Origin of the sequence: Clostridium tepidiprofundi DSM 19306, assembly GCF_001594005.1 — a bacterium.
In the GTDB taxonomy this organism is placed as follows: Bacteria; Bacillota; Clostridia; order Clostridiales; family Clostridiaceae; genus Clostridium_AC; species Clostridium_AC tepidiprofundi.
Genome location: NZ_LTBA01000021.1, coordinates 37210 through 45775 on the forward strand (window position 1 = coordinate 37210; position 8566 = coordinate 45775).

Below are 8566 nucleotides of genomic sequence, written 5' to 3' on the forward strand. Positions count from 1 at the left end.
ATCACATCCTCGCTATATAAAAGAATAGTAATATTAGTATAGCATGAATGATCAAATATGATATATCGAAAAAATTTATTTTAAAATTTGAGTTAATATAATATTCGCCAGTAAATCCTCTGCATTCCATAGCAGAATACATTTCCTCAGCCATATCTTTTGATATTAAAAACATGTTTCCTATGATTCCAGACATAGAAGAGCTTTTATTTTGATTTCTCCCTACTGAACGAAGTTTGAGAGCATAAAACATATTTAATGAAAAATTTCCAAGAATAATTATATACTTAATAGTTATGTCTAATATTAAAATGAACATATCAGGAATATGAAATATTTTAAAAGCTTGTGTTATTTTATTCCAAGGTATTGTGTAGGATAAAATATTTACCATTCCAATTGTTGCGAAAACTTTTAATATAAGCATAATGCTATTTAAAGTATTTCCTAGCAAAATAGAAGGTATTAATGCAACAGATGTAAAAACTCCTCCTAAAAAACTTGCAAATAAAATAGGCTTTATTGTTTGCCCGTCAAGAAGACTGAGTAAAAATAGCATATATACATTTAATATCAATACATACATAAAGCTTTTTGAAAGAGACATAAATAACACCAGCAAAAATGTACATAATATTTTTATAGATGGATTTATATTGAATCTGTTATTTATTGATTTTTTACTTAACCTTATTTTTGATAATATTTTCAATAAAGTCGATATGCTTTTATCAACAAATGCATTTTTATCATTACTAGGGTTGTATTCTTCATTGTTTAAAAGCCATTCAGGAATCATAGTATTCTCCTTGCTTCTAGTTTTGGACTTTTTTCTTACTATTTATTATTTTAAATATTATTGTTATAATTGCAACACCAGCGATAGCGGAAATAATATATCCAATGAAATCAGGAAGTCCAGATATTGAGTAGTCAGGCATGATAGCATTAAAGCTAAAACCATTTTTCATTCCTAAAGGTGTAAATCCTAAAATATTACCATTTAGAGTTAGATTTTTGATTTCTTCAGTACCCCATTCTCCCCATGCAGTTCCAGAGGCTAATAATCCAAGAGGAGATAATAATATTGCACCTAATATTAAACCATAAATAGGCTTAAAATTAATTTTTTTGCCTTTATATATTATTCCTGGAGAGGTCTTTTTAATAAAAGTAAAAACTCCAATGGAAACAATAGTTTCAACAATACCAGCAACAAGCATGTGAGGTATAACCATTGCAGGAATAGATACTGAAAGAGGATAAGGACAATACAAAGGCATTCCTGAAGCATCTTTAAATAATAATGGTTGAATACCAAATTCTACTGCGGCAAAAAAGGAAGCAATACATATAGAAGTATATGAGCCTATTAATATACCTAAATATTCACCTTTAGTGCTTTTCAAATTATCTTTAATTATTTTGTAGATAAAATATGCTGTGAAGGGCATTATGAATGCCATATTAAAACTATTAGCACCTATAGCTAGTATACCTCCATCTCCAAAAAACAATGCTTGTATTATAAGAGCAGTAGTTATTGAAAGAGTTGCAGCATATGGTCCTAACAGTATAGCTATTAATGATGCACCTACAGCATGACCGGTCGTTCCACCTGGGAGAGGTACATTGAACATCATAATTAAAAATGAGAATGCAGCACCTATACCAATTAAAGGCATTTTGCTTTTTTCTAGTTCGTGTTTTACCTTACTAATAGATTTTTTCCATACAGGTATCATTATACCTGCCATAACTGCACATGTAGATGGACTTAAATAATTATCTGGAATATGCATAATTGAATTCTCCTTTCTTTTTATGTTATTATTATCTATTAATCAATATGAGCAACTCTTATGCCAATTAGCCTATATGCTATAAACCCTTTGAAATGCCTAACTATGTATTATAGTCAAACATAAAAATCTCATAATGATACAGTACTGTGTATCATTATGAGATTTTTACCCCAGGGGTAAGCAGATCTGAATTTTGAAATTTTCCATTCATTATTAATGTTAGTTAAAAATATTATATCATTTAGTGTTACAGTTTTATTATCATTGCTTTTTTTGTGGTGCATAGTTAATTGTATTTCAAATGAATACTTGACTGTATTTTTATCAGAAAAGGTATTATCTCTTTTAAGTTTAATTGAATCTACACTTGTTGTATATTGGTTTTCATAGCAATTTTTCCACTGCTCTAATAGTAATCTGTCTCCTATAATATACATATATACATCATCTGATACGTATTTTTTAATGTGTTTATGAAGTTTATCGAAAGTTTCTTTTTTTATACCATTTTTCAGTTCTTTACCAATATATTTGTGGATGTTTTTAACGTACTTATCTATTTCATCATTATTAATTGTATAATAGTTTATCAAAAAATTTTTAGCTATTAACTTTGGTTTTTTATTTTTGGAGTTAGTATATCCCAAAAACATTAATGCAATTATAGACAGAATTATTGCTGAAATTAATACTTTTTTCATAGAAAATAATTTCATCTCCTTTTATAATATCTAATTTTCTTTAATATACTCACTAATTCTTAATAATATTTTACTTATGGGTTACTATTATATTAATATTGTCAGAATACTTCTAGCATAATGCAACAATATAATTATACCATAAATAGTTTTAATTGTTATATTTTTCACCCCTGGGGTAAAATTTTTTTGCAAAATAATATACAAAGTCATATATATTTAATGCAACGGTAATTACCGATTATATAGATAAAAGTTATAAAAAAGGGGAGTGATTTTTATGGCAGTGAATTCAACAAAGGTTGGTAGTGAATTGAAAGTAACAATGGTGGTAGGAGTAGATTCAAAGGGCAATGACAAATTAGCGACTAAAACTATAGGGAGTATAAAATTAGATGCTAATGATGATAATGTTTTTGCAGTTGCGAATGCAATAGCAAATGTTAAAGCTTATCCAATTGTTAGTGTTCATAAGGAAGATAGTTTTGTATTGGCTAATCAACAGGCTTAATGTGATTTGAATTTTGTTAATAAAAAGGGGGTAGAATAGTATGAGTAATAAATTATTATTAAAATTTTTGACTTCAACAGAAGGAAAGTATTTTTCTCTTACTATAAACGATATAAAGGCAGATGAAAATGGCAATCCATTAGTTACTGATGAAGAAGTGAATTCATTAATGGATACAATAATTGAAAAAAATATTTTCCTAACAAAGTATGGAGATTTGACAGGAAAGAAGAGTGCAAAAATTGTAAGCACAAATTCAACTTCAGTTGCTCTTAATTAGTACAAAAGCTGCAGCAGATTAGCTGCAGCTTTTGTTTAAATGTGAAGGGGGTTAATATATGGGAAATGAAATAATAAAATTAGCAGCTACACAAGGAGTTTGGGCAGCTTTGAGTGTTGCACTGATATTTTATATTTTAAATGCTCAGGAAAAAAGGGATTTAAGGCAAGAGAAAAGGGAAAAAAATTATCAGAATATAATATTTCAACTCACAGACAAATTTAATATTTTAGAAGATGTAAAAGATAATATTGAGGAACTTAAGGTGCATATATTAAAGAGAGAGAAATAATATTCTGAATGGGGGAGGAAATGAATACTATTAATGATATAGTAGAAAACAGAAACAAGAATTTGGACATAGACATTTATACAGTTAAGGAAGGAGATACGCTTTTGAGTATATCTCAAAAATATGGAATAACAGTTGATGAACTTAAAAGATTAAACAATCTGTCTTCCGATATCATTTATTTAAATCAAATATTGAGAGTGATTTAAGCTAAGCAAATGCCCTCTAATAATAGAGGGCATTTGCTTAGTATTAATTATAGTCTAAACAAAGTTATTAGTAGATGTTTTGGGGTGGTCAGGTTTGTGCTTTGTTTGTATAATTATAGATATAAATAGATAGGTAGTGAGTTTTTAGAATTATTGGAGTTGAATTGTAAAATAGGGCTTTATGGTGGATTTAGCGAGGAGGACTATTATGGAAAACAAAAATAAAATTTTAGTTATCGATGATAATAGAGATATTTGTACAACAATAAAAGATTATTTGCAGAATTATAATTACAATGTTGCTACTGTTCAAAACTGTAGAGATGCACTGAATATTATAAATCAAAAATTTGATTTGATTATATTAGATATAATGATGCCAGATATGGATGGGATAGAATTCTGTAAAATTATTAGAGATAAAATATCTTGTCCTATAATTTTTGTGAGTGCTAAACTTTTAGAGGAAGATAAGATTGAGGCTCTTTCTATAGGAGGAGATGATTACATAACCAAGCCATTTAGTTTTAGAGAATTAAAAGCAAGAATAGAAAGTCATCTAAGAAGGGAACACAGGTTGCAGAATAAGGAAATTTATATATTAAGCTCTGGGAATATAGTGATTGATATTTTGGCTAATGAAATAATTTGTAATGGTGAAAAACTTAAGCTAACTAAGAAAGAATTTGAACTTATAAAATTTTTAATTATAAATAAAAATATAGTACTTTCAAAAGAAAAGATTTTTGATAATGTATGGGGAATAGATTCTGAAAGCTACTTAGAAACTGTTACGGAGAGTATAAAAAATATTAGAAAGAAAATTAGGAGCTTAGATAAAGAAAAATCCTATATAACTACTGTTTATGGTCGAGGATACAAGTGGGAAGTGAAAGATGAAATATGAAGAATAAAACTATAAAAAGAGACTTTTATAATTTAGTATTAAAAATAGTGATATATACGATTATTTCAACTATAATTACGTATTCACTTATGGTAATCATTATGATATTAACTAATGATAAACCAACAGATTATTATTTAAAGTATATTGATAAAATAGAAAAAGAAATTAATGAAAAAGGAGACAGTATTTTAGAAGGAAATCTAATAGATATAAAAAAATATAGCCCAAGAATTCATGGTGAAGTTATAGATATAAACGGTAACCACTTATATGGTGAAAAAGAAGTAAAAAACCCTAAATTTAATGTAATTACTTCTATGAACAGGGATAGATACTATAATAACTATATTTATAGATACATAAGTATAATTTCTGATAATAACATAAAAGCTATTTATGTTATTAAAGCTCCTTTTTCTTTTGTGAAAAATAATTTTCAGCATAATAAAATAAAAATGATTATGTATTTAATAATTTTAATGTCTCCTGTATTGTATTTTGTGATATATTTATTTTTATTTACTTCAAAACTATATAAATCTATATCCAAAAATATAGATATTCTTTTGGAGGGTTCTCAAAAAATTTGCGATGGAAACCTTGATTTTTATATTACTGGAGTACGAGGAGTAGAATTTTGTAAAATTGAAGAAGCATTTAACACTATGGTGAAAGTGCTTAGAAATAATATTAAAGAATTATCTAAATTGGATGAAGAACGAAAAATGATGGTTTCATCTATTGCGCATGATATACGAACACCAATAACTGTAATTAAAGGTCAACTTGAAATAATATATGATTTAAAGAACTCTCCAAACTATGAAATATATGATAACATGAATATAATAAATAAAAATTGTGATAAGATGATTAATTTGACTGATAATTTGTCTTTGCTTTATAAAGTAGATGGGAAATGTTTTTTGTTGAGAAATGAAAAAATAGATTTAAAGAGGTTTCTAAAAGATAAAGAATTAGAAATGAAGAAATTATCTGAAAGAGAAAATATAACAATTGAATTTAAAATTAATTTAAATAAAGATAAATATATGTTAGATAGTACCATGCTAACTAGAGTGTTAGACAATATACTCTTTAACAGCTTGAGGTTCACACACAAAGGTAAAATAATTCTTGAGATATATGATGAACACTATATTGGAAATATCAAAAAAATTAATTTCAAATGCGTTGATACAGGGATTGGATTTAAAGAAAAAGATACATCAAAACTATTTGAACCTTTTTACCAAAATGAAAACTATAAAAATCATTTTGGCTTAGGTCTTTATATATCAAAAAAGATTATCAAAAATTTTAATGGAGAAATAAAAGCATATAACAATAATTTTGGTGGAGCTACTGTCGAATTTTACATACTAGAATTAAAGGAGTATATTAATTATTCTTAATTTTACTGATTGATAATTGGTTGAATTTTGTAAATGAGCTGAATAATCTTCTATGATTTTTCAGTTTTTTTATTTTCCTTATAAAATCCTTATATTTCTTTGCTAACATAATCATACAAAGATAACTACAATATAACATACTTTGAATGTTAGATATGGAGAGGAGTAAAGAAATGAGAGAATATTTTTTAGAAACAAGGAATTTAACAAAAAAATTTAGGAGTCAAATAGCTGTAAATTCAATAAATCTAAAAATAGAAAAGGCTAGTATATATGGGTTTTTAGGTCCAAATGGAGCTGGCAAATCTACTACGCTAAAGATGATCACAGGCCTTTTATACCCTAGTAGTGGAGAGATAATTATCGATGGTCATGAATGGAGCAGAAAAGATCTTAAATATATAGGTGCTCTTATAGAATCGCCTGCTTTTTATGGAAACTTAACAGCTGTAGAAAATTTGAAAGTTCATGCAAAACTTTTAAATATTCCAGATAGTAGAATCGATGAAGTTTTATACATTGTGGACTTAAAAGATACAGGAAATAAAAAAGCAGGACAATTTTCATTGGGAATGAAACAAAGACTTGGAATTGCAATAGCACTTTTAAATAATCCTAAACTACTCATACTAGATGAACCAACAAATGGGTTGGATCCATTAGGAATAGAAGAGTTAAGAAGATTGATTAAATCATTAAAAAATATAGGAATAACAATTATTTTTTCAAGTCATATATTATCAGAAGTTCAGCAAGTTGCCGAATATATAGGCATCATATATAAAGGGGAATTAAGATATCAAAATAAGATCGATAAAAATGAAGATTTAGAAAAACTATTTATGGATATTGTAACCAAATAATAAACAGGAGGTTTTCACAATGATCAATATGCTTCAATCTGAGAATCTAAAGTATAAGAGAACTTTTTCTAAAAAACTTTTTTTCATTGCTCCAATGTATATATTGATTCAAATTATTGCTTTTAGCAAATATGTTTTTTTAAATTCAATGAATTGGTGGAGCATTTGTTTTATGCCTTTTACTATAAGTATAATTTGTACTCTTTCAACACGCAGAGAAAGAAAGTCAGGAAATTATAGAACATTAAAATCTAAATATATAGATTTAAGAAAAATGTGGATTAGTAAAATTTTGGTTATAGCTTATTACACATTTTTAGCTTCATTAATGCTTATACTATACTTTTTAGTGGTTAAATTAATTTATAGTACTTCATTTATACCTTTAGATAAATTGTTTTTTGGAACTTTTGTAATTTGGCTTACAACACTTATATTGATTCCAATATGCTTATTTTTATCAGAAGCTGTAGGAGCTTTTTCATCAATATTAGTAACGTGTGCAGGTATTGTTGTTGCAATACTAATGGCAACAAAAGTGGGGTGGTATCTGTGTCCATGGAGCCTCAATATTAGACTTATGTGTCCTATTTTAAAATTACATCCTAATGGAACTCAATTGAATCCAGGTAATTTTCTATTAGATTCTTCAGTAATACCTATAGGAATTATTATTGGAATCACAGGTTTTGCCGTATTATCCATACTAACAAGTTTATGGTTTGCTAAAAAGGAGGATACAACTGTTGTTTAAAAAATGCTCAAACTTAGACAAAATTAACTAAAATTATTTGATATGTATATAAACTTTTTGCAAGTGGTTTAAATGATAAGCGTAGACAATTAATTAAAATGTTTAGAAGATTAAATGAAGTAGATACTATAATAGTTGAATATCCTGATAGGTTAGCTAGATTTGGATATAATTATCTTAAAGAGTTTGCAAAATCATTAAATGTAAGTATTGAAGCAGTTGAACAAAACAAAAAGTTAGGACCAAATGAAGAAATGGTTAATGATTTAATAAGTATAGTTAGTTGTTTCAGTGCTAGATTGTATGGAGCAAGAGGTGAAAGAAAAAAAAAGAAAACTAACAATGAATTAGAGAAAGAAAGGCAGGTGCAAAATATTAATGAAAACAACAATGAGAGCAATATTGATAAATCTAAACGACAAACAGAAATCAATAATTGATAATATGATGTTAGTATTTTGCACTGCAATAAGGTTTTCTTTCAAAAGACTTCTTGAAGGTGAAATAAAAAAAGGTGAATTAGAAAAAATAGTAGCTCATAAATATAATTTAAATATACGTCAAGCTAAAGATGCCGTTGAGAGTGCAAGACAGACAATAGTTTCTCAAAGAGAATTGCTCAAAGAAAATAGAGATAATTATAAAAAGAAAGTTAAGGCTGTTGAAAAACAGTTAAAAAATGATAAATTATCTCAAAAGAAAAGGAATGCTTTAAAAAGTAAGCTCGATAAAAGAAAAAGAAGATTAGCCTATTTTCAAAAACATATTGATAATAAAACTATTCCCCCTGTTACATTTGGTACTAAAAAAATGTTCATCAAAAGAT

At 26.9% G+C, this 8566-nt stretch carries 11 protein-coding genes and 2 pseudogenes; 10 read left to right on the plus strand and 3 right to left on the minus strand.

Annotated elements, in window-relative coordinates; genetic code table 11:
- Nucleotide 1: 1 nt before the first annotated feature.
- From CLTEP_RS09000 to CLTEP_RS09010, 3 genes are all read right to left on the minus strand, one after another.
- Nucleotides 2–799, minus strand: a complete 798-nt coding sequence (locus CLTEP_RS09000) for an energy-coupling factor transporter transmembrane component T (protein ID WP_341372119.1) — start codon at nt 797–799, stop codon at nt 2–4.
- Nucleotides 800–815: 16 nt separating this feature from the next.
- Complete coding sequence (gene cbiM / locus CLTEP_RS09005; RefSeq protein ID WP_066825707.1) at nt 816–1802, minus strand: cobalt transporter CbiM; 987 nt, start codon at nt 1800–1802, stop codon at nt 816–818.
- Between the two features lie 131 nt (nt 1803–1933).
- Nucleotides 1934–2506, minus strand: a complete 573-nt coding sequence (locus CLTEP_RS09010) for a hypothetical protein (protein WP_066825709.1) — start codon at nt 2504–2506, stop codon at nt 1934–1936.
- 280 nt (nt 2507–2786) lie between these two features.
- On the opposite strand from CLTEP_RS09010, the gene CLTEP_RS09015 reads away from it, so the two are divergent.
- The 10 genes and pseudogenes from CLTEP_RS09015 to CLTEP_RS09060 all read left to right on the plus strand — a co-directional run.
- Nucleotides 2787–3017 carry a DUF1659 domain-containing protein gene (locus CLTEP_RS09015; protein WP_066825711.1) on the plus strand — a complete coding sequence of 77 codons (231 nt, stop codon included), beginning with the start codon at nt 2787–2789 and terminating at the stop codon, nt 3015–3017.
- Between the two features lie 40 nt (nt 3018–3057).
- Nucleotides 3058–3297 carry a DUF2922 domain-containing protein gene (locus tag CLTEP_RS09020; RefSeq protein WP_066825713.1) on the plus strand — a complete coding sequence of 80 codons (240 nt, stop codon included), beginning with the start codon at nt 3058–3060 and terminating at the stop codon, nt 3295–3297.
- Nucleotides 3298–3355: 58 nt separating this feature from the next.
- Nucleotides 3356–3589, plus strand: a complete 234-nt coding sequence (locus CLTEP_RS09025) for a BhlA/UviB family holin-like peptide (RefSeq protein ID WP_066825716.1) — start codon at nt 3356–3358, stop codon at nt 3587–3589.
- 20 nt (nt 3590–3609) lie between these two features.
- A complete protein-coding gene (locus CLTEP_RS09030; RefSeq protein WP_066825720.1) occupies nt 3610–3798 on the plus strand; it encodes a LysM peptidoglycan-binding domain-containing protein in 189 nt (62 codons plus the stop codon).
- A 208-nt stretch (nt 3799–4006) separates the two neighbouring features.
- Nucleotides 4007–4705 carry a response regulator transcription factor gene (locus tag CLTEP_RS09035; protein ID WP_066825724.1) on the plus strand — a complete coding sequence of 233 codons (699 nt, stop codon included), beginning with the start codon at nt 4007–4009 and terminating at the stop codon, nt 4703–4705.
- Nucleotides 4702–6123 (plus strand): HAMP domain-containing sensor histidine kinase, encoded by a 1422-nt coding sequence (locus tag CLTEP_RS09040; protein ID WP_066825726.1) that lies wholly within the window; start codon nt 4702–4704, stop codon nt 6121–6123. Before CLTEP_RS09035 ends, CLTEP_RS09040 begins: the two co-directional genes overlap by 4 nt.
- Nucleotides 6124–6296: 173 nt before the next feature.
- Nucleotides 6297–6986, plus strand: coding sequence for a lantibiotic protection ABC transporter ATP-binding protein (locus tag CLTEP_RS09045; protein WP_084364822.1), 690 nt, complete (start codon nt 6297–6299; stop codon nt 6984–6986).
- Between the two features lie 19 nt (nt 6987–7005).
- Nucleotides 7006–7740 carry a lantibiotic immunity ABC transporter MutE/EpiE family permease subunit gene (locus CLTEP_RS09050; RefSeq protein ID WP_066825733.1) on the plus strand — a complete coding sequence of 245 codons (735 nt, stop codon included), beginning with the start codon at nt 7006–7008 and terminating at the stop codon, nt 7738–7740.
- Nucleotides 7741–7811: 71 nt separating this feature from the next.
- Nucleotides 7812–8180: pseudogene (locus CLTEP_RS09055) on the plus strand (IS607 family transposase); the annotation flags it as partial.
- Nucleotides 8119–8566: pseudogene (locus tag CLTEP_RS09060) on the plus strand (IS200/IS605 family accessory protein TnpB-related protein); the annotation flags it as partial. The pseudogenes CLTEP_RS09055 and CLTEP_RS09060, both read left to right, overlap by 62 nt.